Origin of the sequence: Streptomyces sp. Tue6028 (assembly GCF_002300165.1) — a bacterium.
GTDB lineage: Bacteria > Actinomycetota > Actinomycetes > Streptomycetales > Streptomycetaceae > Streptomyces > Streptomyces siamensis.
Map to the genome: position 1 here is coordinate 329,957 of NZ_MLCE01000026.1, position 23,032 is coordinate 352,988.

The 23,032-nt window shown below is 71.3% G+C and carries 21 protein-coding genes and 1 pseudogene; 11 read left to right on the forward strand and 11 right to left on the reverse strand.

What is annotated here, in order from left to right:
* Positions 1 to 175: 175 nt before the first annotated feature.
* Positions 176 to 805 (reverse strand): helix-turn-helix domain-containing protein, encoded by a 630-nt coding sequence (locus BKI49_RS26220; protein WP_373557592.1) that lies wholly within the window; start codon positions 803 to 805, stop codon positions 176 to 178.
* A gap of 325 nt (positions 806 to 1,130) precedes the next feature.
* Between BKI49_RS26220 and BKI49_RS26225 the strand changes: the two genes are divergently transcribed.
* Positions 1,131 to 3,398 (forward strand): tetratricopeptide repeat protein, encoded by a 2,268-nt coding sequence (locus BKI49_RS26225; RefSeq protein ID WP_095936724.1) that lies wholly within the window; start codon positions 1,131 to 1,133, stop codon positions 3,396 to 3,398.
* Here BKI49_RS26225 and BKI49_RS26230 read toward each other — a convergent pair.
* The 5 genes from BKI49_RS26230 to BKI49_RS26250 all read right to left on the reverse strand — a co-directional run bounded on the left by BKI49_RS26230 (position 3,315) and on the right by BKI49_RS26250 (position 9,482).
* The gene (locus tag BKI49_RS26230) at positions 3,315 to 4,202 is read right to left on the reverse strand and encodes a carbohydrate ABC transporter permease (RefSeq protein WP_234021344.1); all 888 of its coding nucleotides are present in this window, start codon (positions 4,200 to 4,202) and stop codon (positions 3,315 to 3,317) included. The genes BKI49_RS26225 and BKI49_RS26230 overlap by 84 nt on opposite strands.
* 1 nt (position 4,203) lies before the next feature.
* Positions 4,204 to 5,097 (reverse strand): carbohydrate ABC transporter permease, encoded by an 894-nt coding sequence (locus BKI49_RS26235; protein WP_257004963.1) that lies wholly within the window; start codon positions 5,095 to 5,097, stop codon positions 4,204 to 4,206.
* A gap of 35 nt (positions 5,098 to 5,132) precedes the next feature.
* The gene (locus BKI49_RS26240; protein WP_095936725.1) at positions 5,133 to 6,503 is read right to left on the reverse strand and encodes an extracellular solute-binding protein; all 1,371 of its coding nucleotides are present in this window, start codon (positions 6,501 to 6,503) and stop codon (positions 5,133 to 5,135) included.
* 74 nt (positions 6,504 to 6,577) lie between these two features.
* Positions 6,578 to 8,545, reverse strand: a complete 1,968-nt coding sequence (locus BKI49_RS26245) for an ATP-binding protein (RefSeq protein ID WP_257004954.1) — start codon at positions 8,543 to 8,545, stop codon at positions 6,578 to 6,580.
* A gap of 64 nt (positions 8,546 to 8,609) precedes the next feature.
* Positions 8,610 to 9,482 carry a 5'-methylthioadenosine/S-adenosylhomocysteine nucleosidase family protein gene (locus tag BKI49_RS26250; RefSeq protein WP_095936727.1) on the reverse strand — a complete coding sequence of 291 codons (873 nt, stop codon included), beginning with the start codon at positions 9,480 to 9,482 and terminating at the stop codon, positions 8,610 to 8,612.
* Between the two features lie 71 nt (positions 9,483 to 9,553).
* On the opposite strand from BKI49_RS26250, the gene BKI49_RS26255 reads away from it, so the two are divergent.
* The 3 genes and pseudogenes from BKI49_RS26255 to BKI49_RS26265 all read left to right on the forward strand — a co-directional run.
* Positions 9,554 to 10,114 (forward strand): hypothetical protein, encoded by a 561-nt coding sequence (locus tag BKI49_RS26255; RefSeq protein ID WP_095936728.1) that lies wholly within the window; start codon positions 9,554 to 9,556, stop codon positions 10,112 to 10,114.
* A 39-nt stretch (positions 10,115 to 10,153) separates the two neighbouring features.
* Positions 10,154 to 10,576, forward strand: coding sequence for a hypothetical protein (locus BKI49_RS26260; protein ID WP_095936729.1), 423 nt, complete (start codon positions 10,154 to 10,156; stop codon positions 10,574 to 10,576).
* 69 nt (positions 10,577 to 10,645) lie between these two features.
* Positions 10,646 to 10,972, forward strand: a pseudogene (locus tag BKI49_RS26265) (zinc-binding dehydrogenase); the annotation flags it as partial.
* Positions 10,973 to 10,985: 13 nt separating this feature from the next.
* Here BKI49_RS26265 and BKI49_RS26270 read toward each other — a convergent pair.
* Together BKI49_RS26270 and BKI49_RS26275 are read right to left on the reverse strand one after the other, a co-directional pair.
* The gene (locus BKI49_RS26270) at positions 10,986 to 11,663 is read right to left on the reverse strand and encodes a response regulator (RefSeq protein WP_095936730.1); all 678 of its coding nucleotides are present in this window, start codon (positions 11,661 to 11,663) and stop codon (positions 10,986 to 10,988) included.
* Positions 11,660 to 13,345 (reverse strand): ATP-binding protein, encoded by a 1,686-nt coding sequence (locus BKI49_RS26275; RefSeq protein ID WP_095936731.1) that lies wholly within the window; start codon positions 13,343 to 13,345, stop codon positions 11,660 to 11,662. Before BKI49_RS26275 ends, BKI49_RS26270 begins: the two co-directional genes overlap by 4 nt.
* 164 nt (positions 13,346 to 13,509) lie before the next feature.
* Between BKI49_RS26275 and BKI49_RS26280 the strand changes: the two genes are divergently transcribed.
* The gene (locus BKI49_RS26280) at positions 13,510 to 14,922 is read left to right on the forward strand and encodes a cation:dicarboxylate symporter family transporter (RefSeq protein ID WP_373557589.1); all 1,413 of its coding nucleotides are present in this window, start codon (positions 13,510 to 13,512) and stop codon (positions 14,920 to 14,922) included.
* A 132-nt stretch (positions 14,923 to 15,054) separates the two neighbouring features.
* Here BKI49_RS26280 and BKI49_RS26285 read toward each other — a convergent pair whose 3' ends face one another.
* Positions 15,055 to 15,672, reverse strand: coding sequence for a TetR/AcrR family transcriptional regulator (locus BKI49_RS26285; protein WP_095936733.1), 618 nt, complete (start codon positions 15,670 to 15,672; stop codon positions 15,055 to 15,057).
* A 216-nt stretch (positions 15,673 to 15,888) separates the two neighbouring features.
* On the opposite strand from BKI49_RS26285, the gene BKI49_RS26290 reads away from it, so the two are divergent.
* The 3 genes from BKI49_RS26290 to BKI49_RS26300 all read left to right on the forward strand — a co-directional run bounded on the left by BKI49_RS26290 (position 15,889) and on the right by BKI49_RS26300 (position 19,619).
* Positions 15,889 to 17,691: an MFS transporter gene (locus BKI49_RS26290; protein ID WP_257004955.1), complete on the forward strand. Its 1,803-nt coding sequence runs from the start codon at positions 15,889 to 15,891 to the stop codon at positions 17,689 to 17,691.
* A gap of 122 nt (positions 17,692 to 17,813) precedes the next feature.
* A complete protein-coding gene (locus BKI49_RS26295; RefSeq protein ID WP_095936734.1) occupies positions 17,814 to 18,587 on the forward strand; it encodes a DUF2127 domain-containing protein in 774 nt (257 codons plus the stop codon).
* 153 nt (positions 18,588 to 18,740) lie between these two features.
* Complete coding sequence (locus tag BKI49_RS26300) at positions 18,741 to 19,619, forward strand: NAD(P)-dependent oxidoreductase (protein WP_095936763.1); 879 nt, start codon at positions 18,741 to 18,743, stop codon at positions 19,617 to 19,619.
* 36 nt (positions 19,620 to 19,655) lie between these two features.
* Here BKI49_RS26300 and BKI49_RS26305 read toward each other — a convergent pair whose 3' ends face one another.
* Together BKI49_RS26305 and BKI49_RS26310 are read right to left on the reverse strand one after the other, a co-directional pair.
* Complete coding sequence (locus BKI49_RS26305; RefSeq protein WP_095936735.1) at positions 19,656 to 20,558, reverse strand: aldo/keto reductase; 903 nt, start codon at positions 20,556 to 20,558, stop codon at positions 19,656 to 19,658.
* 1 nt (position 20,559) lies between these two features.
* Positions 20,560 to 21,465, reverse strand: a complete 906-nt coding sequence (locus BKI49_RS26310; protein ID WP_095936736.1) for an NAD-dependent epimerase/dehydratase family protein — start codon at positions 21,463 to 21,465, stop codon at positions 20,560 to 20,562.
* 120 nt (positions 21,466 to 21,585) lie between these two features.
* Here BKI49_RS26310 and BKI49_RS26315 point away from each other — a divergent pair, with 120 nt between their 5' ends.
* From BKI49_RS26315 to trxA, 3 genes are all read left to right on the forward strand, one after another.
* Entirely contained in the window at positions 21,586 to 22,101 is a 516-nt protein-coding gene (locus BKI49_RS26315) for an Lrp/AsnC family transcriptional regulator (RefSeq protein WP_257004956.1), read from the forward strand.
* A gap of 90 nt (positions 22,102 to 22,191) precedes the next feature.
* Entirely contained in the window at positions 22,192 to 22,620 is a 429-nt protein-coding gene (locus tag BKI49_RS26320) for a MerR family transcriptional regulator (protein ID WP_095936737.1), read from the forward strand.
* Entirely contained in the window at positions 22,617 to 22,949 is a 333-nt protein-coding gene (trxA, locus tag BKI49_RS26325) for a thioredoxin (protein WP_095936765.1), read from the forward strand. The genes BKI49_RS26320 and trxA overlap by 4 nt, the downstream gene beginning before the upstream one ends.
* Positions 22,950 to 23,032 lie beyond the last annotated feature (83 nt).

Here is a 23,032-nt window from a genome sequence, read left to right on the forward strand (position 1 = left end):
GGAGCCCGGAGCCCGGAGCCCGGAGCCCGGAGCCCGGAGCCGGGCATCGGGGCCCGGAGCCGGGCATCAGGGCCGTGGGCCGGATGTCGGACGGTCGCGGCTCCGCTGGGCGCGGCACTGCCGCGACTCCGGCGGGCCCGGTGCTGTCACGGTCACGGGGCGGCGGGCGCGTGCGTCAGTCGGTGGTGCTCTGGACCATCGTCCAGAAACGATCGACGATCCGGTCGAGGAAGTCGCGTCCCGACTCGCTGGAGTCGGCCGCGGCCGAACCACCGCCCCAGCTCAGTGTGGCGACCATCTGCCCCTGATAGTCCATGTGCATCTTCTCCAGGACGACCTCCAGGAGATGCCGGTCCAGCGGCACCATCTTCCCGACCGGTCGCACATAGGCCTGCCAGCGCGTCGTCATGGCACTGCGCAGCAGGTCCGCGAGCTTTTCGTCGCGCCCCGTCACGGTGATGAAGTCGGGCAGCGACAGTTCGAGGATGTCGGCGAGCGCGGTCGACTGCCGCTCGTTGCCGCGCCACGCGTCGGACTCCTCCATCCGCTGGTACGCGAGGAGTTCCAGACCGGCCGCGCGGGCCACGTCCTCCTGCGCCAGCCCCCGTGCGACCCGGTGCTCGCGCAGGGTGCGCGGCGCCCCGATGAGTTCGCCCGGTGAGCACCACAGCACCCCCGCGAGCGCGGTGAGTTCGGGCGAGCTCGGGACGGCGATCCCGCGCTCCCAGGCCGTGACCAGGTCCGGAGTGACGTACGGCAGTCCGTACGAGGCCCGCATGCCGTAGGCGACGTGCTCGGGCCCCATGCCGAGCGCAGCCCGCAGTCTGCGGGCGGCGGGGGCGTTGAAGGGCGGGGTGGGCTGATGGGCTTGCGGTAGCTGCACGCGCACAAAGTATGGGTACGGTGCAGCGGTGACTACGGGCTGTTCGGCCACAATCACGGATTGTAGGAACATACGGTTCCGGCCGTCGTCGGGACGGCTGAAGGCCACCCGCGCCGCCTCGGCGGTTCCGTCGTGGCGCGCTCCATACGGTATCGCCAAGTCGCCTGTCCAGCGCGGGTGTTGGGTCGGCCGGCGCGGCGTACTGTGATGTCGGGCGAGGTTCGGAGGCGGCACGGGGGACAGCACGATGACCGAGTACGACGGGGACCATCTCGACTTCCGGGGCGGGAACTTCACGGGTCCCTTCACGGCGAAGGCCGAATTCCACGAGCACGGGCCGGCGCCCACCGCGCTGGACGCGCTGCCCATGCGGGTCGGCGGCTTCACCGGCCGGGACAGCGAGCTGCGGGTGCTGCTGGACGTGCTGGCCCCGTCCAAGTCCGGCGGTCCCGCGACGGTCGTCGTCACCGCCGTGTCGGGGCTCGGCGGCATCGGCAAGACCGCGCTCGCGGTGGAGGCGGCGCACCAGGCGTGCGAGCGGGGCTGGTTTCCCGGCGGAGTGCTCTTCGTCGACCTGCACGGATACGACTACAACGAGGAATCCGTCAGCGCCGAACAGGCCCTGGAGGCTCTGCTGCGGGCCCTGGGCACCGCGTCCCAGCACATCCCGAGCAGGGCGGAGGAGCGGGCCGCGCTGTACCGTTCGGCGCTGGCCGAGCGGGCCCGCGAGCGGGGCCCGATGCTGATCCTGGCCGACAACGTCGGCCTGTCCGAGCAGGTGCGGTTCCTCCTTCCCGGCGGCGGCGTCAACCACCGCCTCCTGGTGACCTCCCGCGAACGTCTGCCCCAGCACGGGGCCAGACTCCTGCCGCTGGACGAGCTGACCCCCCGGGCCGCGTTCGACCTCCTCGACCGGGCCCTGAGGCTGGCGGATCCCCACGACCACCGGATCCGTCACGAGGCCGCGGCCGCCGAGGAGCTCGCCTCCCTCTGCAAGCACCTGCCACTCGCCCTCCAGATCGCGGCCGCCCGCCTGGCACTGGACCGGTCGAAGCCGGTCGCCGAACTCACGGCCGAACTGACCGAGCTACGGGACCCGCTCGCCCTCGACGACGGCGAACGCAGTGTCCGCGCCGCCTTCGAACTGTCCTACCGCCGGCTGTCGCCCGAGCAGACCCGCCTCCTCGGACTGCTCGCGCTCGCGCCCGGACCCGAAGTCACCACACAGGTCGTCAACGCGCTGATCGGCGCCGAGAGCCCACCGGCGCGGACCCTGGAGGCACTGGCTCGCGCCCATCTCGTCGAACAGGGCACCCAGCGCGGCCGATGGCGGCTGCACGACCTCGTGAAGGCGTTCGGGATCGACGTGGTGAAGCGGGACCCGGCGCTCGCGGAGGAGGGCGAAGCGGCCCGCTCGCGGGTGCTCGCGTTCTTCTGCCGGTGGACGGAGGCCGCCGACGCCCGGCTGCGCTGGCTGGACGGAATGCCGGAGCCCGAACTGTTCGCCGACCGGGCAGCGGCGCTGGAGTGGCTGGACGAGCAGCGGGCCGGACTGGTGGCGGCCGTGCAGTGGGCGCAGGAGGAGCGGTACGCCGCCGCGGCGGTACGGCTGGCCGAACTGCTGGCCGTCTACCTGGACTGGCGGCGCCACTTCGACGACCTGATCGTGGTGAGCAGCGCCGCCCAGCAGGCCGCGGAACACGCCGGGGAACACCGCAGCGAGGCCGCCGCCTGGAGCAATCTGGGCAACGCCCTCGGCGGCGCGGGCCGGGCGGCGGACGCCATCGAGGCCCTCACCCACGCCCGGCAGCGCTATCAGCTGGCCGGCGACCGGCACGGCGAGGCGATCGCCTTGAGCAGCCTCGGAGCGGCCCTGCGCGACGAGGGCCGCTCCGCGGACGCGATCGACGCGCTCAACAGCGCTCTCGCGCTGTACCAGCTCACGGCCGGGGACCGGCACCGCGAGGCCATCGCCTGGACCACCCTCGGTCTCGCGCTGGCCCAGGACGGCCGCGCGGAGGCGGCCATCAACGCCCACACCCGCAGCCAGGGACTGTTCAGGGCGACCGGGGACCGCCACCGCGAGGGCATCGCCTGCAACAACCTCGGCAGCGCGCTGATGCAGGCGGGACGCGTGCGGGAGGCGATCGAGTCGTACCGCAGTGCCGTGGGGATCTACCAGGAGTTCGAGGACTGGTACCGGACCGGCCGGGCCCTGGAGAACCTCGCGCGGGCCCAGGGAGCGGCGGGCGCCCCCCACCAGGCGCGCGACTGCTGGCTCCGGGCCGCCCGGGCCTTCACCGAGGCCGACGCCCCCGACCGGGCCGCGCGGGCTCTCGCCGAGGCCGAGGTGCCGGTGCCGGCACCGGCCGAATCCGGCTGGGGATACCCGCACGCGACCGGCCTGCTGCTCCCGTACCTGCCGGGCGTCTCAGCCCTTGACCGCACCCCCCAGCGCGAATCCTCCGCCGAGGCGGCGGGCGACGAGTACGTACAGGAGCAGGACCGGCGTTGAGTAGATGATCGAGAACGCCGCCAGCTGCCCGTACACCACCATGCCGCGGTTGCCGAAGAACTCGTTGATGCTCACGGACGCCGGCATCTGGTCCGGTGTCAGCAGCAGCATGAAGGGGACGAAGAAGTTCCCCCACATCATGACGAAGGAGAAGACCGTCACGACGGCCACGCCCGGACCCATCAGCGGCAGCACGATCCGCACCAGGGACTGGAGGGAGGACGCCCCGTCCGTCCAGGCCGCCTCCTCCAGCTCCTTCGGCACCCCGTCCATGAAGTTCTTCATCAGCCAGATGGCGAAAGGCAGTTGGGAGGCGGCGAAGAAGTAGATCGTGCCCTGCATGGTGTCGATCAGATTCACCTGCACGAACAGCGCGTACACCGGAACCATGATCGCCGTGATCGGCAGGCTCGTCGCGAAGAGGATCGTCAGGAGGAACGGGCGGTTCAGACGCGAGCGGAAACGCGACAGCGGGTAGGCCGCCAGCGCCGCGCACACCACGGTGAGCAGGGTGCCTCCGCCGCACAGGATCAGGCTGTTGAGCAGGGGGGTGAAGGTGATGTCCGGTTTCAGGACGGCGTCGAAGTTGGACAGGGTGAGGCCGTCCGGCGCCTTCACCCGCAGATCGGCGTGCGCGTCCAGCGAGGACAGGACCACCCAGGCCAGCGGCAGCGAGAACGCCGCCGCCACGACGAGGAGCCCGGCGTCCGCGGCCAGCCTCCTGCCCGTCCGGCGCGACTTGAGGGTCACACCCCGCCCGGTGGGACGCGACTTGAGCGTCGTCCCGCGGGTCAGTACGGCCATCTCACACCTCCGTCCGCAGCAGGCGCATGTAGATCAGCGAGAACAGCGAGCCCACCACCAGGAGCAGCAGCGCCACCGCCGTCCCGTACCCGATCATGCTCTTCTGGAAGGCCTGCTCGTACATGAACAGCGGGAGGGTCTGGCTGCGGTTGCCCGGGCCGCCGCGCGTCATCACCCAGATCAACCCGAAGACGGACAGCGTCTGCAGGGTGTTGAGCATCAGGTTCGTGCCGATGGAGCGACGGATCATCGGCAGGGTGATGTGCCACAGGCGCCGCCAGCCACCGGCCCCGTCGACCTCGGCGGCCTCCGTGATCTCCTTCGGGATCTCGTTCAGGGCGGCCGAGTAGACCAGCATCGAGAAGGCCGTCCCGCGCCATACGTTGGCGAAGGACACCGCGAGGATCGGCAGGGTGAACATCCAGTTCTGGGTGGGGAGATGGAGCCAGTCGAGGATGGCGTTCAGCGTCCCCTCGCGGCGGAAGAAGGCGTACAGCAGGAATCCCGCCACCACCTCCGGCAGCACCCAGGCCGTGATGACGATCCCGCCGACCACGGTGCGGACGGGCTTGGACGCACGCTGCATGAGCGAGGCGAGCGCCAGACCCAGCGTGTTCTGGCCGAGCAGCGACGACACCACGGTGAACACCAGCGTCAGCCAGACGGCGTTGCGGAACGCGTCGTCCCGGAACGCCGCACGGAAGTTCTCCAGGCCGACGAAGGACGACTGGGCCTGGCCGGTGAGCTGGAGGTCGGTGAAGGCGATGTACGCGCAGTAGGCGATCGGGCCGGCGAGGAAGAGCAGCAGCAGGACGACGGCCGGGGCGAGCGGCAGGGCGCGGGTCAGGGAGCGCAGGAGACCTCCCCGGCGCACGGGGGCGGACGTCTTGCCCACCGTGCCGACCGGGGACGCCGTGTGCGTACCGACGCTCACTTCTCGATCACTTGGTTGTCGGTGGCCGACTTCAGTTCCTCGTCGTAGCCGCTCGCCGCCTTGTCGACCGAACTGTCACCCGTGGTGACGCTCTCCATGGCCTCCTGGATGGCGGTCGAGACCTTCGGGTACGCCGGGTACGCGGGCCGGTAGTGCGTGCTCGCGACCAGGTCGGTGAAGAACTTGATGCCGGGCTGAGCCTGCACGTAGGCGGGGTCGGCGGCGACGTCCTTGCGCACCGCGATACCGGAGTTGGCGATGTACCACTTCTGGGCGTTGGCCTTGGTCTGCATCGTCTCGATGAACTTGAACGCCAGGTCGGGGTTGGCCGCCTTGGCCGGGATCGACCAGGTCCAGCCGCCCGACATGCTCACCTTGCCCGGTGCCTGGCCGTGCTGGGTGGGCATGTAGGCGAGGCCGAGATTCTGGGACCACTCGGGCCATTCGTGCCCGGCCCCCTTCAGCCAGTCCTGCGGGAGCCAGCTGCCGTCGAGGTTGATGCCGAGTTTGCCCTTGGGCAGCAGTTCGCCGCGGATCCGGGTCTGGATGTTGGGGTCCAGGGCGTCGGGGACGTCGAGGCCGAGCTTCTCCTTGTAGACCGTCTCCACGAAGCCGAGGGAGTCCTTGAAGGCCTGGCCGGAGGCGATCCACTTCTTCGAGGCGGAGTCGTACAGAGGGTCGGACTGTCCGTCGCCCGTCCCGTACAGCAGCATCTCGAAGCCCTGCATGGTGGCCGCCTCACCGGCGGGTTTGCCGGTGTAGACGTTCAGGGGTGTGACGCCGGGGACCTTCTTCTTGATGGTGCGCGCGGCGGAGAGGACGTCGTCCCACGTCTTCGGCTGCCAGTCCTCGGGCAGGCCCGCCTTCTTGAATATCCCCTTGTCGAACCAGAGGCCGCGGGTGTCCGTGCCGTCCGGGACGCCGTACGTCTTGCCGTCCTGCGCCTTCGCCGCCGCCTTCGCGGTGTCGATGAACTGGCCCCAGTCGGACCACTTGTCGAGGTAGGGGTCGAGGGGCTTCAAGTACCCGCTCGTGATGTCGGAGTTGATGAGGAAGGTGTCCTCGTAGACCAGGTCGGGGGCCGTCTTGGGCGATCTGAGCATCTGCTGGAGCTTGGTGTAGTACTCCGAGTCCGGGGCCTTGATCGGGACGAGCTCGACCTTCTTGCCGGGGTTGGCCTTCTCGAACTGCTTCTTCATGTCGGCCAGGTAGGTGTCCATCACCCGGACCGAGTTGTCGGTCGACTGTTTGAAGGAGATCTTCACGGTGTCGGGGTCACTCCCCGACCCGGATCCGCATGCGGTGAGTGTGGTGGCGGCGAGCACTGTCGCGAGCAGAAGTGGGGCGGCGGTGGGGCGCACGGGCACGACCTCCTACTGACCGACATCGTTGTCGGGCGAGCCGAGTTGTCTGCTCGGTGAACTTAGGAGGTGTGCGTATGTCAGGTCAATGACCTTGCGGCGGCTCGGGCTTGGGCGGCTTCCTCCGGTGCGCCGGCTCGGGTGAGGGCTCCGGCGGCTTGGAGGTAGTACGCGCGGGCCGCCGTGGGCATATCTGCACCTTCGTACATGCGGGCGAGATTCAGCGAGGTCCGGCCCGCTCCTTCCCAGTCCGTGAACTCCAGATACATGCGGAGGGCCGTCTCACACGCCTCGATCGCCTCGTCCCAGCGCATCGCCTCCTGCAAGGCCGATCCGAGGCCGGCCCATGCCATGGCTTCGCCAGGCAGGTCGTCGACGGCATGGTGCAGATGGCACGCGCGGGAGTAGGCGTCGATCGCCTCAGTAAGACGACCCACGTCCTGAAGGGTGTTGCCAAGGTTGTGGGAGGCTGCGGCTTCGCCGCTGACGAAGCCCGTGGCGTGGTGCAGATCGCGGGCGTGGGTGAGGGCCTCGGCTGCCTCCGGCGACCGGCCGAGGTCTGCCAGGGTGAGCCCGATGTTGTTCCAAGCGCTGGCTGTACCGTGCGGGTCGTCGGTGGTCTCGTAGAGGTCACGTGCGTCTGTGTGGGCGTCCATTGCCTCCGTCAGCTGATTGAGCTCTCGCAGGGCGAAACCGAGACTGTTGAGGATGCGTGCTTCGGCGATCCGGTCGCCGGTCCGCCGAGCCGCGGCGCGTGCGGGGCGGCTCATGGCGATCCACTCGACGCAGTCCCTACGCCAGTTCAGTCCGTAGTCCATGAGATGCAGTGTCAATCGGACCGTTTGGTCGGCATGGCGCCCCTTTTCCGACCACTGAACCGAGGCCACCAGGGCCGCCCGCTCCGCATCGAGCCAGGCCAGCGCCTCATGCCGGGTCGTGAAATGCTCGGGCGTCGCACCCGGGGGGCGCTTCCGCAACAGGGCATCGGCGTCCCGTGCCCATCGGCAGTAGAACTCCAGCAACCGGTCGCGAGCGGCCTCGCCTTCCTCCCTCAGGGCAGTGGAGCTCACCGCTGCCGCCGCCCCGTAGTCGCGCACCAGGTCGTGCAGCCTCCACCGCACACCGCCGTCCGTCGGTGCGGGCGTGACGAGGTGTGAGGCGGCCAGTTCCTCCAGCAGCGCGAGCGTGCGGTCGGTGGGGAGGTCGGCCAGCGCGACCGCGGCGTGCGTACCGACCTCCGCCGTGGGCGCGAGGGTGAGCAGGCGCAGCAACCTCGCCTGGTCCGGCGGAAGTTGCCCGTACGCCGAGTCGAAGATCGGCCGTACTCCCAGCGTCGCGGTCCGGTCGCCGGTTTCCCGGAGGTCGTCCACGAGCGAGGCGATGCTGCGGTACCGGCGTTTGCGCAGCATGCCGACGACGATGCGGAGGGCGAGCGGGTGGTGACCGCACACCGCGGCGAGCGCGGCGACGGCCTCGGGTTCGTGGGCGGGCCGGTCGTCCAGTTCGTCGCTGAGGCGCAGCGCCTTGTCGACGAGGTCGGCCGCCGCCGCGGGTTCGAGGACGTCGAGGTCGATGAGCCGGGCCGGGAGATCCGTCAGCCGGTTGCGGGAAGTGATCAGTACGCGATGGTGATCGGTTCCGGGCATGAGCGGCGTGAGCTGTTCCGGGTCGGAGGCGTTGTCCAGGAGCAGCAGGGTCGGGTCGCGCCGCTGTGCGAGCAGGGTGCGGTACAGGGCGTATTGCGCCGACGGTGTCTGGGGAAGGTCGGAGCCCCGCACCCCGAGCCCGTCCAGCAGTGCGAGCAGTGCTTGGTCGGCCGTCACCGGATCGGGGTCGTAGCCCCGGAAGTCCACGAACAGGGTTCCACCCGGGAACCAGCCGTGCCTGAGCGCCTTGTGCGCGGCGGACAGCGCCAGCGACGTCTTGCCGATGCCGCCCAGCCCGGACACCGCACAGATCACGACGGGCAGGTCGGACTCGGCGGCCGGGTCCAGAACCCGCAGCAGGCGGGCCAGGGGGGCATCCCGCCCGGTGAATCCCGCGGGCACGGCCGGAAGCGCAGCGGTCGCCACTGGGACCGGCCCGTGAACGCGGCCCGAGTTCGCCTTTGCCCTATCCCTGGTCCCCTCGTCCTCCGACCGACTTCGCCACGAACGGCCCGTGGAACGTGCTGCCCCGGAAGTCGAGGTGATCGCCGCCGTACCGGGAAGGGGGAAAGGGACCCTCCTGGGAGCCGGAGTCGTCCGGGGTGCCCGGAGCGGTCGTGCGGTCGCGCAGGGGCCGGTGCTTGCGCAGGATCGCGACCATCGCCGCCGCGGCCTCGTCGGCGGCACGCGGCTGCGATCCCGACGCGTCGGCCGCCGCCTTCCCCACGTCGGCGTAGTCGCTGATCCCGCGAATCACGAGCGCGTCCAGCCGATCGCTGAGGTGCGCCGCATGGGCGACCCCCGAGCCCTCCATCTCGATGGCGGCGGCGTCGTTGTAGTGGGCCCTGAGATGCTCGGCGACGTCCGACTTCGCGTCCGCCAGCACGACATCGCCGACGGCGATCGGTTTCAGGTGCACCTTGCCGCGCAGGGCGAACCGGGCGGCCTGTTCCAGGCGATGGGAGGAACGCCAGGCCTCGGGGCGGACGTGGAAGCCCTTGTCGGTCTGCTTGCCGCCGTGGATGCCGTACACCTTCGTGCCCACCACGACGTCGCCGATCCGGATGTCGTCCTTGAGGCCGCCCGCCACTCCCACGAACAGCAGCGCCTCGGGGCGCAGCCAGGCCACGATCCGCTCGGTGAGCACGGCCGCGTTCAGGGCGCCCTCGCCCAGCTCCGCCACGGCCACGTACCAAGGGGTGTCGGCGAGCCGGCCCCGCTCCACCCGCGTCCCCGCGGGATGTTCCAGTTCCTCCGCGTCCGAGAGCCGCCGGCGCACGGCCTCGTACTCGGACGGGAGTGCGGTGAGGACCACGACGGTGGGTTCTGTCTCCGGCACACTCTTAAGGTACTGCCAAGTCGCCTGCCCAGAAGGCGTGTTGGTGCTCGGAGGAGAAGGGGGAGGCGCACGTGTCGGAGCAGGGCGTCAACGGGGGGCAGTTGCTGCTCGCCGAGTACCAGAGCGTGAAGGACGAGCAGCGGGCGCGGATCGGGTTCCGGGACAATCTGCTGTACGTGACGCTCGCGGTGGTGGCCGCCGTCGTCGCCGCGTCCGCGCAGGCCGGGCAGGCGGCCATGCTGCTGGCGCTGCCGCCCGTCTGTGTCGTCCTCGGGTGGACCTACCTGGTCAACGACGAGAAGATCTCCGCGATCGGGGCGTACGTCAGGGGCGAGTTGGGGCCGCGGCTCGCCGAACTCACGGGCGCCGAGGCCGCCTTCAGGTGGGAGACCGCCCATCGCGGCGACGCGCGCAGGGCGTCGCGCAAGCTCATCCAGTGCGGGGTCGATCTGCTCGCGTTCTGTCTCGTGCCGCTCGCGGGGCTGGTCGTGTACTGGGCGAGCGGTCAGGTCTCCGCCGGGCTGGTGGCGCTGTCGGTGGCCGAGGCGCTGGCGGTCGCGGGTCTGGGAGTCCAAGTGGTGCTGTACGCGCAACCTTTCGCCGCGCCGACGGGTCCACCTTCTGCGAGTTGACGGCCATTGGTCCGTTTCGCGCGTCTGGAGGGAGACGTAATGCCGGACGACGAGGGGCGAGGGTTCGCCGGGGGTGTGCGCCGTTTCGTCCGGTGGCCCCGAGAGGTCCCGCGAGGTCCCGCGCAGGTCGTGCCGCTGGCCCGCGTGGGGCTCTTCAGCATCGCCGCGGGGGCGGGCATCGCCGCCCTCGGGTGGGGTGACCAGGTGGTGCTGATGGCGCTCGGCCCGGTGTACGCGATGGCCGACGACGTGATCAAGGGCGTGCGGCACCGGTGGCCGGGCTTCGCCGTCGGCCTGGCGGCCGGCTGGGGGTCAGGGGTCCTCGCGCGGGCGGCGGCCTCCGCCCCGGCCGATCCCGACTGGGCCGACTGGCCCGCCCTCGCCGCCGGGAGCCTCGTCGCCCTCGTGGCCTTCGCGGCGGTCACCCGCCTGCCCGACCGTCCGGGAACCGTGCAGTCCTAGTCATGTCCCGGTGGGACTCATGTCTCAATGAGCCTCATACCCCGCCGTCGTCGTCGGCGCGGCCGCGTCGGCGTCCAGGCGGTGTTCGACTTCGTCGGCGCGGAGCCGACCGTACGGACCGCCGGGGCCGTCGCCGCCGTCGAGGGCGACATCGGCATCGTGGGCATCGGCGGCGGCGCCCTGCCCGTCGGCTTCGGGGCCCTGCCCTTCGAGGTGTCCGTCAGCGCGCCCTACTGGGGTTCCCGCGGCGAACTGATCGAGGTCCTCGACCTCGCGCGCGCCGGTGCCGTCTCCGTCCACACCGAGACGTACTCCCTCGACGAGGCACCCCTCGCCTACGAGCGCCTGCACGCGGGCAAGGTCAACGGCCGGGCGGTCGTCCTCCCCAACGGCTGAACCCGCCGCCCGGTCAGCCCTTGACCCAGCGGTACTGCAGCTCCGGCCGCCCCACCTGACCGTACTGCGGAGCACGTGCCGCCCGCCCGGCCTCGACCAGGTGCTCCAGATAGCGCCGGGCCGTGATCCGGGAGATCCCGACGGCCTCGGCGACCCCGGCCGCCGTCAGGCCGTCGGCGCAGTCCCGGAGGACGACGGAGACGCGTTCCAGGGTCGGGGCGCTCAGCCCCTTGGGAAGCGCGGCCGGACCGGGAGCGCGCAGGGTGGCCAGGGCACGGTCCACCTCGTCCTGGCCGCTCGCCTCGCCGGCCGCCGCGTGGAACTCCGCGTAACGGACCAGCCGGTCGCGCAGGGTGGCGAAGGTGAACGGCTTCAGCACGTACTGCACCACACCGAGCGACACCCCCTCGCGCACGACGGCCAGATCCCTGGCGGACGTCACCGCTATCACGTCCGCGTGGTGACCGGCGGCGCGCAGCGAGCGGGCCAGTTGCAGCCCGTGCACGTCCGGCAGATGCAGATCGAGGAGCAGCAGGTCCACCGGAGTCCGGTCCAGCGCGCGACGGGCCTCCGTGCCCGTGTGGGCCTTGCCCACCGCGGTGAACCCGGGCACCCGCCCGACGTACATGACGTGCGCGTCGGCGGCGACCGGGTCGTCCTCGACGACGAGCACGCGGATCGGGTCGGTCATGCGTCGCCTCCGGGCAGAGCGGGCTGGACGGCCTCGGGCCGCGCGGGCCCGGGCACGGTGGACATCGTGGACCGCTCGGCCGGCGGCACCGCGGGCAACGGCAACCGCACCTCGAACTCCGCCCCGCCCCCGGCCGCCTCGCGCACCGTCAGCCTGCCCGCGTGACGCTCCACGGTCTGCCGCACGAGCGCCAGCCCCAGACCGCGTCCGCCCGGCCCCGCCGGCTTCGTGGTCCAGCCGCGCTGGAAGAGCTGTTCGGTGTGCGCCGGATCCACCCCGGCACCGGTGTCGGCGACCCGCATCACCAGCACGGACTCGTCGGTGAACGCCGTCACCGTGACCCGGGCGCCGGGCGTCCCCTGCGCCGCGTCCACCGCGTTGTCGATCAGATTGCCCAGGACGGTGACCAGGTCCCGGGAGGGCAGGGAATCCGGGAGCAGACCGTCGTCGATGGCGCTGTCGTCGGACACCACCAGCTCCACACCCCGTTCGTTCGCCTGCGCCGCCTTGCCGAGCAGCAGCGCCGCGAGGACCGGTTCGCTGACCGCTGCGACCACCTGGTCGGTCAGCGCCTGCGCCAGCTCCAGCTCCGCCGTGGCGAAGTCGACGGCCTCATCGGCACGGCCCAGCTCGATGAGGGACACCACGGTGTGCAGGCGGTTCGCGGCCTCGTGCGCCTGGGACCGCAGAGCCTGGGTGAAGCCGCGCTCCGAGTCGAGCTCGCCCGTCAGGGCCTGGAGCTCGGTCACGTCGCGCAGGGTGACGACCGTGCCACGGCGTTCACCACCGGAGACCGGGGACGTGTTGACGACCAGCACGCGGGACGCGGTCAGGTGCACCTCGTCGACGCGCGGCTGCGCGGACAGCAGCGCGCCGGTCAGCGGGGCGGGCAGCCCGAGGTCCGCCACCGAACGGCCGACCGCGTCGTCACTCACACCGAGCAGCTCCCGCCCGCCGTCGTTCATCAGCGCCACCCGGAACTGCCCGTCCAGCATCAGCAGCCCCTCGCGCACGGCGTGCAGCGCGGCCTGGTGGTAGTCGTGCATGCGGCTGAGCTCGGCTGCGTTCATGCCGTGCGTGGAGCGGCGCAGCCGGGCGTTGATCACGTACGTGCCGATGCCGCCGAGGACCAGCGCACCCGCCGCGACCCCGACGAGGGCGGTGACCTGGTCCTGGACCCGCTTGGTGATCGCCTCGACCTTGATGCCGGCGCTGACGAGCCCCACGATGCGGCCGTCGTCCCGGATCGGGGTGACGGCGCGGACGGACGGGCCGAGCGTGCCGGTGTAGGTCTCGGTGAAGGACCGGCCCGCCAGCGCGGGACCGGTGTGGCCGAGGAAGTGCTGGCCTATCCGGTTCTCGTCGGGATGGGTCCAGCGGATGCCCCGCGGGTCCATGATCGTGACGAAGTCGACACCGGTGTGCCGCTGCACCCGCAGCGCGTACGGCTGGAGGTCCTTCGAGGGGTCCTCGGTGCGGATCGCCGCGTGCACCGAGGGCGCGTCCGCCACGGAGCGCGCCACGCCCATGGCCTGCCGGCCCGCCGACTCCTCGGCCTGGCTGCGGTCGCTGACATAGGTGAACAGCGCGTACCCGGCGACGAGCACCGCGATCAGCACGGCCTGCATCGCGAAGAGCTGCCCCGCCAGGCTGCGGGGGCGCGGGGCACGGAGGAAACGCATGCCGTCAGTCTGCCTCGCCTCATGTGCGTGAACTCAATGAACGGAAGGGTGACCGCCCTCACAGGCCGGGAGATAGTCACCGCATCGCCCGGGAGTCCACGCCTCCCGGATTCCCCGGACGTGAGCCGCACGCCGGGTTCCGCCGGACGTGAGCCGCACGCCGGATGATGCCGACGACGTCGTCAAGGAGGGCAGCCGTGGCCAGTACATCCCCAACGGCACCTGACGCACCCGCTGTGAAGCGGGACCGTACGCACTACCTCTACATCGCCGTGATCGCCGCGGTGGGCCTCGGCATCGCCGTCGGGTTCGCCGCGCCGGACTTCGCCGTGGAGCTCAAGCCGCTCGGCACGGGCTTCGTCAACCTGATCAAGATGATGATCTCGCCGATCATCTTCTGCACGATCGTGCTCGGCGTCGGCTCGGTGCGGAAGGCCGCCAGGGTCGGCAAGGTCGGCGGGCTCGCGCTCGGCTACTTCATCGCCATGTCCTTCGTGGCGCTGGCCATCGGCCTGGTCGTGGGCAACATCGTCCACCCGGGCAGCGGGATGCACCTGACCGAGGCCGTGAAGGGCGTCGGGCACACCCAGGCCGAGGCCGCCGCCGAGGGGCCGGTCGACTTCCTGCTCGGGATCATTCCGACCACGTTCGTGTCGGCCTTCACCGAGGGCCAGGTGCTCCAGACGCTGCTCGTCGCGCTGCTCGTCGGCTTCGCCCTGCAGGCCATGGGGCGCCAGGGCGAGCCGGTGCTTCGGGGTGTCGAGCACATCCAGAAGCTGGTCTTCCGTGTCCTCGGCATGATCATGTGGGCGGCGCCCGTCGGCGCCTTCGGCGCGATGGCCGCGGTCATCGGCGAGACCGGCATGGACGCGCTCAAGGCGCTGGCCACCATCATGTTCGGCTTCTACATCACCTGCTTCCTCTTCGTCGTGATCGTGCTCGGCACGCTGACGAAGCTGGTGGCCAGGGTCAGCCTCTTCCAGCTGCTGAAGTACCTGGGCCGTGAGTTCCTGCTGATCGTGTCCACCTCGTCGTCCGAGTCCGCGCTGCCGCGGCTCATCGCGAAGATGGAGCACCTGGGCGTCAGCCGCCCCGTCGTCGGCATCACCGTGCCGACCGGCTACTCCTTCAACCTCGACGGCACGATGATCTACCTGACGATGGCCTCGCTGTTCATCGCCGACGCGATGGACCAGCCGATGAGCATCGGCCAGCAGATCGGGCTGCTGCTCTTCATGATGGTCGCCTCCAAGGGCGCGGCCGGCGTCTCGGGTTCCGGTATCGCCGTCCTGGCCAGCGGTCTCCAGTCGCACAAGCCCGCCCTGGTGGACGGTGTCGGCCTGATCATCGGCATCGACCGCTTCATGAGCGAGGCCCGCGCCGTCACCAACTTCGCGGGCAACGCGGTGGCGACTCTGCTCATCGGCACCTGGACGGGCGAGGTCGACAAGGACCGCGTGAACCGTGTCCTCGCCGGTGAACTGCCCTTCGACGAGCGGACGTTGCTGGACGACGACAGCGCCGGCCGGAGCGAGCTGCCCGAGCAGGGCGGCGAGAAGGAGCTGGCGAAGGCGTAGGACTTCCGTGAACAGGGCGTGCCTTCCTGAACGGGGCGCGCCCTGCCGACGGGGGCGTCCGCCCGATCGGGTACGCCCCCGAGGTCGCCGAGCGGCCGGGTTCTTCCCCCGTGGACCCGGCCGCTCGGTGTGTCAGGCGCTCAGTTCGGCCACCAGCCCGGTGGCGCGTGAGGCGGGTACGCCGGCCGTGGTCAGGATGGTGACCGCGGCGGAGCGGCCCGCCTCCTGCGTGGGCAGCAGTCCGTCGTTCACCGCCTCCATCAGGGCGAACAGTGTCTGTTCGTGCACGTAGGCGAGTGCGTACGGCGGCAGCGGCGATTCGAAGACGCCCTGGTCGAGGCCCCGCTGCAGGATGTCCGCGCAGGATTCGCGGACGGGGGTGAGGCGGTCCCGGATGCCCTGCATGGTGACGCTGCGCTGGGCGAGGGCGACGAGGAGCCGGTAGCGGTCGGCGATCTCCCAGACGGCGAGCGTGGAGCGGACGAGCGACTCGGCCGGGTCGGTGACGCCTTCGCGGCCGGCCGCGTGCGCCGCCGCCACCGAGTCCACCGCCTCGTCGACGAGGTCGCTGATCAGGGCCTCACGGTTCTGGAAGTGCCCGTACACCGTGCGCCGTACGACGCCCGCGGCCCGTGCGATCTGGTCCATGGACGCGTCGGGGTCGCGCAGCAGCTCGGCGAGGGCGACGTCGAGGATGCGGCGGCGGTTCACGTCCGCGCGGCTGAGGTTACCCGTGGTCATGACTGCCATTCTGCCTGCCCGTCGCCGGCCCCCGTCCGGCGTGCGCCGACCTCCCGTCCTCGGGCACGAGGCCTCCACCTCCTCGATTTGCACAGCTCTGTGCAGCACCGTACATTGCACATCGTTGCGTAAATGCACAGTGCTGTGCAAATAGATCTCGCTGTACACGCGTCCGCGCCGGCCGACCGCCGTGCGCGTCGACCGAGGAAAGGGCGACCCGTACCCATGCGTCTCGTCATGAACGAACCCGTCGAGAGGATGGAACGTCCCTACGCCCGGCGCTGGTGGGCGCTCCTGGTGCTCTGCCTGAGCCTGCTGATCATCGTGATGGCGAACACCGCCCTCACGGTCGCGGCACCCGACATGACCCAGGACCTGGGCCTGTCCAGCGCCGATCTGCAATGGGTGATCGACGGCTACACCGTCCCGTACGCCGCGCTGATGCTGCTGCTCGGCGCGATCGGCGACAAGTACAGCCGCCGCGGCGCCCTGATCCTCGGGCTCGTCGTCTTCGGGGGCGGCGCCGTCGCCGGGTCGCTCGTCGACGGCTCCACCGGGGTGATCGCGACCCGCGCCGTGATGGGTGTCGGGGCCGCGCTGATCATGCCGGCGACCCTCTCCCTGCTCGCCGCGACCTTCCCGCGCGCGGAGCGGGCCAAGGCGATCACCCTGTGGACCGCCACCGCCGGACTCGCCATCGCGGCGGGCCCGCTGGTCGCCGGAGCGCTTCTGGAGCACCACGGCTGGTCGTCCACGTTCCTCATCAACGTGCCGATCGCCGCGGTCGCGATCGTCGGCGCGCTCGTCCTCGTGCCGCCGTCCAAGGCGGCGCACCACCACCGCATCGACTACGTGGGCGGCCTGCTGTCGGTGGTCTGGATCGGCTCGCTGGTCTACATGATCATCGAGGGTCCGCACTTCGGCTGGGGCGTCAACGCCGTCACCGCCGCGGTCGTCGCGGGCGTCGGTCTCGCGCTGTTCGTGGTGTGGGAACTGCGCCACCCGCGGCCGGTGGTCGACGTGCGCCGTTTCGCCCATCGCGGCTTCGCGGGCTCGAACCTCGCCGTCGCGCTCTTCTTCCTGGCCGTCTTCGGAGCCTTCTACTACCTCACCCAGCACCTCCAGTTCGTCCTCGGCTACGACGCGCTGGACACCGGGGTGCGCATGCTGCCGCTCGCCGGAGCCGTCTTCGTCGGCTCGGCGCTCACCGGCTACCTCACCCCGCGCGTCGGCATGAAGATCACGGTCACCGCGGGCATGGTCGGCGGCACCGCGGCGCTCGCCCTGCTCGCCCGGGTCGACGCGGCATCGTCGTACGGCGATCTCGTCGTGCCCCTCGTGGTCCTGGGACTCGCGATCGGGCTCGCCCTGTCGCCCTGCACGGACGCCATCATGGGCGCGTTCCCCGAGTCCGAACTGGGCGTCGGCGGCGCGGTCAACGACACCTCGCTGGAACTCGGCGGCTCGCTCGGCATCGCCATCCTCGGCTCGGTCCTGTCGAGTGCGTACTCCTCGCACCTGTCGGACGCGACGGCGGGCAGCAAGCTCCCGGCGAACGCCCTGTCCACCGCGCAGGATTCCGTCGGCGCCGGATACGCCGTCGCCCAGGGCATCGGGGACAAGGCCCGCCAGGCCGGTGAACAGGCCGCCCACGCGGGCGGTCCCGAGCAGGCCGCGCAGCTGAAGGCCCAGGCCGACCAGCTCGCCGAGGGCGCACGGCAGATGGCGGACGCGGTGGGCTCGTCCTTCTCGGACGCGGTGGCACACACCAGCCTCGTCGGAGCGGTGATCCTGGGCGTGGGCACGGTGCTCGTCGCCTTCCTCCTGCCCCGGAAGGCGCGTACGGGGGCCGACGGCCCCGAAGCCGGAGCCGGAGCCGGAGCGGAGACCGAAGCCGAAGCCGAAGCCGAGGTCGAAGCCGGAGCGGAGACCGAAGCCGAGACCGAGGGCGGCGCCGCGCAGGACGCGCCCGACGGCGCGGCCGAGGAGAAGGACGCGCCCGAGCCCGCGGGCGGAGCCCGTCGCTGACCCTTTCTTGAACATCCGTTCGGAACCGTGACCCCGAGGGCCGCCGTCTCGTAGGACATGCATCACCGTGCCGTGCCGGTCGGACCGGCACGGCACGGCACGTTCGGCAAAGGACACGGAGCATGAAGATCGACTGGGACCGGCGCACCTGCGCCCGGCGCGGTCACGTCACGTACGCCCCCGACGAGCGGGCCCTGCGCGATCGGCTGCGCGCCGAGACGGGTCTCGGCGAGGCCTGGCGGTGTCTGCGCTGCGGCGACTTCGCGCTCGGCGCCCCGCACGGCTCCGGGCCCGCCGACGATGCCCCGCTCGTACCGCGCGGCAAGGTCCTGCGCGACCTGTTCATCCTGCGCTTCCTCGCCGTCGAGCGGGCCGTGCGCGGGGTGTTCATCGTGCTGGTCGCGGCGGCCGTGTGGAAGTTCAGCAACAGCCAGGACGCGGTGCGCCGGCTCTTCGACGAGTACCTCGACGTCTTCCGTCCGGTCTTCCGGCACTTCCACTACGACCTCGACCACTCACCCGTGGTCGGTACCGTCCAGAAGACCTTCGGTTACCGGCACTCCACCCTGATGCTGGTGGCCGTGCTGCTCCTGGTCTACGCCGCGATCGAGCTCGTCGAGGCGGTCGGCCTCTGGTACGCCAAGCGCTGGGCGGAGTACCTCACGGTCGTCGCCACCGCCGCCTTCCTCCCGCTGGAGATCTACGAACTCACCGAGCACGTCAGCTGGTTGAAGATCACCACGCTGGTCCTCAACATCCTCGCGGTGCTCTACATCGCCCTCGCCAAGCGGCTGTTCGGACTGCGCGGCGGCCACCGGGCGTTCGAGGCGGAGCGGCACAGCGCCTCGCTGCTGGAGGTGGAGGAGTCGGCGGGCCTGGAACCCGCCCACTCGTAGCGGCCCCGTCCCGTCGCGGCGCGCCCCGAGCCCTTGTGCGGGCACGGGGCCGCCCGCAGGACCCCGAGGCCGCCGCACGCTTACCTTTTGGTCAGTAGCTGACCAAATAGTCGGTACTTGTGGGAAGTTGTCCCCCCGACCAGCATGGCCGGCATGACGAACGACCTTGAGAACACCTCTGTCGCCGTGCTCGGTCTGGGTGCCATGGGACAGGCCCTCGCCGCGGCCTTCCTCCGCGCGGGGCACCGCACCACCGTCTGGAACCGCTCGCCCGGCAAGGGCGACGACCTCGTCGCGCGAGGCGCCCGCCGCGCGGACAGTGCCGCGGAAGCCGTCCGCGCCGCCGAGCTGGTCGTCGTCTGCGTCGTCGATCACGGCGCGGTGCGGGCCGTCCTCGACGCCACCGCGGACGAGCTGCCGGGACGCGTCCTGGTGAACCTGACGTCGGACACCCCCGAGCGCGCCCGCGCCACCGCCGCCTGGGCGGACGAGCGCGGAATCGACCACCTGGACGGCTCGATCATGGTGCCGGTCCCGGCGATCGGCGGGCCCGACGCGCTCGTCTTCTACAGCGGGCCGCGCGCGGCGTACGACAAGCACGAGCGCGCGCTGAGGGCGCTCGGCGGGCGGCCCGCGTACCTGGGCGAGGAGCCGGGCCTCGCCGCCGTGTACGACCTGGCGCTGCTCGACTTCTTCTACTCCAGCATGGCGGGACTCGTGCACGCCTTCGCGCTGGCCGGGGCGGACGGCGTCCCGGCCGCCTCGCTCGCCCCCTACCTGGACACCATCGCCGCCATCCTGCCGCCCATCGCGGCCGGCACCGCCGAGGACATCGACGCCGGCCGCTATCCCGGCGCCGCCGCGAACCTCGCCATGATGGCCGCGGGGGCGGGCCATGTGCTGGAAGCCGCCGAGCACCGCGGCCTCGACGTGAGCACCCTGCGCTCGGTCAAGGAGATCGCCGACCGTGCCGTCGCCCGCGGTCACGCCGCCGACAGTTGGGCGAGCACCGTCGAGGTCGTTCGGGGGTGACCGGCCGGGCGGCGCGCCCCGGCGTCCTGGCGGGCCCTACCGGCCCGTCGTCGCGTCGAGGCGGGCCAGCTCCTGCGGGGTCAGGAGCAGGTCGGCCGCCGCGGCCGAGTCCCGGATGGTCTCGGGGCGGCTCGCGCCCGGGATCGGGATCACGGTCGGCGACCGCGCCAGCAGCCAGGCCAGACAGACCTGCTGGGGGCTGACCCCGCGTTCACGGGCCACCGCGTGGAAGGCCCCGAAGGGTCCGGACCCCGGTTCCGCGGACCGCGCCCCGGGCGGGCCGTCCAGGGAGCTGCGCGAGATCCCGCCCAGCGGGCTCCACGGCAGGAAGGCGATGCCCAGCTCGGCACAGAGCCGCAGCGCGTCCTCACTGTCCCGGACCGCGGGCGAGTACTGGTTCTGCACCGAGACCAGCCGGTCGCCGAGGATCGCACGGGCGGCGCGGATCTGGGCGGTGGTGGTGTTGGAGATGCCGGCCAGCCGGACTGTGCCCTCGTCGAGGAGTTCGCGCAGGGCGCCGACGGACTCCTCGAACGGCACGGACGGGTCGGGCTTGTGCAGCTGGTAGAGGCCGATCGCGTCCACCCCGAGCCGCTTCAGCGAGGCCCGCGCGGCCGACTTCAGATGGCGCGGCGAGCCCGTCACCGTCCAGCTGCCGTCGGCGGGTCTGCCGCGTCCGCCCTTCGTGGTCACCAGCACGTCGCCCGTGTCGCCGCCGTACGTCGCCAGAGCGCGGGCCACCAACTGCTCGTTGTGGCCGGGTTCGGCACCGGGCAGGTGGTAGGAGTCGGCCGTGTCGAGCAGGGTCACGCCCGCGTCCAGAGCGGCGTGCACCGTGGCCAGGGCCCGTGCCTCGTCCGGGCGGCCCTCGATGGACAGGGGCATCGCGCCGAGGCCGATCGCGCCGACGCTCACCTCTCCCAGAGTGCGGTGGCGCATGTCAGCCGTTCTCCTTTCCGAGCGTCTCGGCGACCGCGCGCGGCAGCCATTCGTCCGTCCCGCCGAAGGCGAAACCGAGCTTCGTGGCCCGGGAGTTGTCCATGCCGTAGGAGCGGGCGAACGAGAACGGGGAGACCTCCCCGACCTCGACGCTCCGGAAGACGGTCCTGCCCCCGGGGACGTGGACCGCGACCGCCGCGCACAGCTCCTCGGTGGTGAGCACCCCGTGGGAGGCGGCGTTCACCGGGCCGGTGAAGTCCTGGCCCGCCGCCCAGGCGAGGAAGTCCGCGATCTCCTCGACATGGACGTAGGTCGCCGGGCGGTTCACGGCGGGCACGGCGATCGGATCGCCCGTGCGGATGCGGTCGGCGTAGTGGTCGAGGCGTCCGGTGAAGTCGTCGTCGCCGCCCAGCACATGGGCGACGCGGACGGCCACGTACGGGAAGGCGGGACCGGCCGCGAGGACCGCCTCGGCCTGCCGCTTGCCCTCGCCGTAGTGCGTCTCCAGGAACTCCGGGTCGTCCCAGGGCAGCGTGAGGTCGACGGCGACGGTACGGGGATCCACGGCGTCCTCGCCCACGAGGTCCGCCGAGTCCTCGTACTCGTACACCTCCACGGTCGACGTCATCACATAGCGCCGGGTGCGGTCCGCGAAGACGCGCCGCGCGATCCGGGCCTGCCGCGGCGTGTAGCAGACCTGGTCGATCACGACGTCGAACGTCCGCGAACCCAGCGCGCTCTCCAGGGACTTCTCGTCATTGCGGTCCGCGACGAGATGAATTGCCCCCGCGGGCGGTGCCGACGACCCCCGGTTGATCACGGTGACCCGGTCTCCCGCGGCCAGCAGCCGGGCTATCAGACGCTTTCCGAAATACCGGTTTCCGCCGATGACGCATATCTCGCGCATGACGAACGCCCCCGATCCGCTTCGTATTCCGTGGAGCCCGGCGTGCTTCGAAGCCTTCGGCGCGCCGGTCCTTGTGGTGATAATTCTCCCGTCGTACGCAGGAGGTCTGAAGGGGGAGTCATGGGAGATCCGGCCGCGGCACAGAAGGAACCACGGCATCTGCGCGCAGCCGCCAACGAAACGTCGGTGGCCTTCGACGCGCTCGACCGGCAGATCCTGGAGCAGCTCCAGAGCGACGGCCGGATCAAGCTCAGCGAGCTCGGCCGCCGTGTCCGGCTGAGCCCGGCGGCCGTCGCCGAACGCGTCCGCCGCCTGGAGTCGGCCGGCGCCATCACCGGCTACGGCGCCCATGTCTCGCCGCCCCGACTCGGCTACGGCATCCAGGCCTTCATCCGGGTCAATCCGCACGGCGGCTACACCCTCAAGCACCCGAGGACGCTGGAGCTGCTGGAGCGACCCGAGGTCGTGGAGGTCCACCACGTCGTCGGCGAGGACTGCTGGATCCTCAAGGTGGCCGTCGAGGACACCATCCACCTGGAGGAGATCCTGGAGCAGACCTCCGCGCTGGGGCGTACGACGACGTCGATCGTGCTGTCCTCCCCGGTGGAGCGGAAGCCGCTGCTGCCGCCGGCCTGAACCCGCGGCGGCCGGGCCGGCACCGGACGGGCCGGTCCGGCGCCCGGAGGGTTTGCCTTGACGTCGGCGTCAAGGACTACCGTCGCAGGCATGCGAATCGGCGAGCTGGCGGAACGCGCCGGGACGACCACCCGGACCCTGCGCTACTACGAGTCGCGGGGGCTGCTGCCCGCGCGGCGCGGCGAGAACGGGTACCGCACCTACGACGAGCACGACCTGCGGCTGCTGCGGCAGATCAGGACGCTGCAGGACTTCGGGTTCGACCTGGAGGAGACGCGCCCCTTCGTGGAGTGTCTGCGGGCCGGGCATCCCGAGGGCGACTCGTGTCCCGCGTCGCTCGCGGTCTACCGCCGCAAGCTCGGTGAGCTCGACACGCTGATCGAGGAGCTGCGGTCGGTGCGCGCGCAGGTCGCCGGGCAGCTGCTGCGGGCGGAGCAGGCGCGGGACGAGCTGGCGGCCGAGTCGCGGGTTCCGGGCGGCCCGGAACCGGAATGCGAACTGGGAGGGCAGACGTGGTGATCAAGGTGGCGGGTGTGGCCGAGGTGACGGACGCGGACTTCGAGGCGGAGGTGATCGGGGCGGACCTGCCCGTGCTCGTGGAGTTCACAGCCGACTGGTGCGGACCGTGCAGGCAGCTCGCCCCGGTCCTCGCGGACATCGCCTTCGAGGAGAGCGACCGGATCAAGATCGTCCAGCTGGACGTGGACAGGAACCCCGAGACGACCATCGCGTACGGCGTCCTCTCGATGCCCACGCTCATGGTGTTCCGCGGTGGAGAGCCGGTGAAGTCGATGGTGGGCGCCCGGCCCAAGCGACGGCTGATGGAAGAGCTCGCCGACGTGCTCTGACCGCGCCCGGCGAACGAGCCCGCATCCGGGCCGATATACGAGAAATCCCCCTGGCGATTGCGCTCGGGGGATTTCTTTGCGTA

Bases quoted from the DNA above. Each gene is read 5' to 3' on its own strand.
- BKI49_RS26220 (WP_373557592.1), bottom strand. From the start codon at position 805: ATGGGGCCCGAGCACGTCGCCTACGGCATGCGGGCCTCGTACGGACTG.
- BKI49_RS26225 (WP_095936724.1), top strand. From the start codon at position 1,131: ATGACCGAGTACGACGGGGACCATCTCGACTTCCGGGGCGGGAACTTC.
- BKI49_RS26230 (WP_234021344.1), bottom strand. From the start codon at position 4,202: ATGGCCGTACTGACCCGCGGGACGACGCTCAAGTCGCGTCCCACCGGG.
- BKI49_RS26260 (WP_095936729.1), top strand. From the start codon at position 10,154: ATGCCGGACGACGAGGGGCGAGGGTTCGCCGGGGGTGTGCGCCGTTTC.
- BKI49_RS26270 (WP_095936730.1), bottom strand. From the start codon at position 11,663: ATGACCGACCCGATCCGCGTGCTCGTCGTCGAGGACGACCCGGTCGCC.
- BKI49_RS26275 (WP_095936731.1), bottom strand. From the start codon at position 13,345: ATGCGTTTCCTCCGTGCCCCGCGCCCCCGCAGCCTGGCGGGGCAGCTC.
- BKI49_RS26280 (WP_373557589.1), top strand. From the start codon at position 13,510: ATGATGCCGACGACGTCGTCAAGGAGGGCAGCCGTGGCCAGTACATCC.
- BKI49_RS26285 (WP_095936733.1), bottom strand. From the start codon at position 15,672: ATGGCAGTCATGACCACGGGTAACCTCAGCCGCGCGGACGTGAACCGC.
- BKI49_RS26290 (WP_257004955.1), top strand. From the start codon at position 15,889: ATGCGTCTCGTCATGAACGAACCCGTCGAGAGGATGGAACGTCCCTAC.
- BKI49_RS26295 (WP_095936734.1), top strand. From the start codon at position 17,814: ATGAAGATCGACTGGGACCGGCGCACCTGCGCCCGGCGCGGTCACGTC.
- BKI49_RS26300 (WP_095936763.1), top strand. From the start codon at position 18,741: ATGACGAACGACCTTGAGAACACCTCTGTCGCCGTGCTCGGTCTGGGT.
- BKI49_RS26305 (WP_095936735.1), bottom strand. From the start codon at position 20,558: ATGCGCCACCGCACTCTGGGAGAGGTGAGCGTCGGCGCGATCGGCCTC.
- BKI49_RS26310 (WP_095936736.1), bottom strand. From the start codon at position 21,465: ATGCGCGAGATATGCGTCATCGGCGGAAACCGGTATTTCGGAAAGCGT.
- BKI49_RS26315 (WP_257004956.1), top strand. From the start codon at position 21,586: ATGGGAGATCCGGCCGCGGCACAGAAGGAACCACGGCATCTGCGCGCA.
- BKI49_RS26320 (WP_095936737.1), top strand. From the start codon at position 22,192: ATGCGAATCGGCGAGCTGGCGGAACGCGCCGGGACGACCACCCGGACC.